Raw genomic sequence first — 1,071 nt, 5'->3', positions numbered from 1 at the left:
GTAGTAGCCCTCAATGATAGGCTACTACCCCGTGACGAAATGATAAAAAGTAGCAGGAGGGCTACTGCTCCAGCCACCCTGGATATTGAAACTCGCATTGGCGATACTCTGGACTAATTCGTACGTAGGTCTTCTTCTGCTTCTCCCTGATCCATTCATGGAGAGTCTCATCTTGCTTCTTTTGTAGCACAATGCCCTTTACCACCTGATAGTCATCAACCACATTGGCTCGGTGACCAGGGACACGCTTCTTGAGCTTCACAATCGCCACCACAGTATTATTGTTTTTATCAAGCATTGTAAATGGAGCAGAAATCTCTCCCTCCTGGAGCTTTGCCACCTGGGCAGAAACCTCCTGAGGTAGATCCTCCATCACAAAGCGAGAGGTGCCGTAGTACTGACTTTGGTGATTGGCATTGACCATCTGACCATTAGAGAGACGGCTATCCTCGTCATACGAATAGTACTTGGCCGCTACCTCAATGGGCAAGCTATCTACACGGATTAGGTGGGCGATAGAGTCCATGCGGTTGGTCGTTGCAGTTAGCTCGTCACCATCTACATGTGGGCGGAGCAAGATATGTCGCACATTGATTTGGTCTCCACGCTTCTCAATCAGCTGCATGATGTGGTAGCCACGAGCAGTCTTTACGATTCGAGATACCTTGTCATTATCGGGCAGACCAAAGGCAACGTTGGCAAACTCTGGCTCTAGCTCTGCCCTTCCTACGAAGCCCATCTCGCCACCCTTGAGTGCGGTATTGCCATCCTCTGAGTAGATACGAGCGACGGTCTCAAAGCTCATCTCGCCTTTACTGATCTTATCGCTATACTCAATCAGCTTCTGCTTCACTCGGTCCACCTCACTCACCTGTACCTTTGGCTCCTGGGTCACAATCTGTACCTCTACCGTAAGAGGCATAAAGGGGAGGCTATCCCGATTGACTGTATCATAAAAGCGATTGACCTCCGATGGAGTGACTTGGATATCGCCCACCAGCTTCTGCTGCATCTGCATCATCACATACTCCTCGCTCACCACCTTGCGACGCTCGGCACGGATTTGGGCGA

At 50.2% G+C, this 1,071-nt stretch carries 1 protein-coding gene; it reads right to left on the bottom strand.

The features are described from left to right. Window positions 1-61 precede the first annotated feature (61 nt). Window positions 62-1,071 (bottom strand): peptidylprolyl isomerase (locus QVO39_RS07135; protein WP_288171903.1); only part of this gene is annotated, 1,010 nt, incomplete at its 5' end.

The organism is Porphyromonas sp. CAG:1061 (assembly GCF_000435035.1).
Lineage (GTDB): Bacteria > Bacteroidota > Bacteroidia > Bacteroidales > Porphyromonadaceae > Porphyromonas_A > Porphyromonas_A somerae.
Note: the sequence above shows the minus strand (reverse complement) of the source record. Positions and strands in the feature narration are given on the sequence as shown.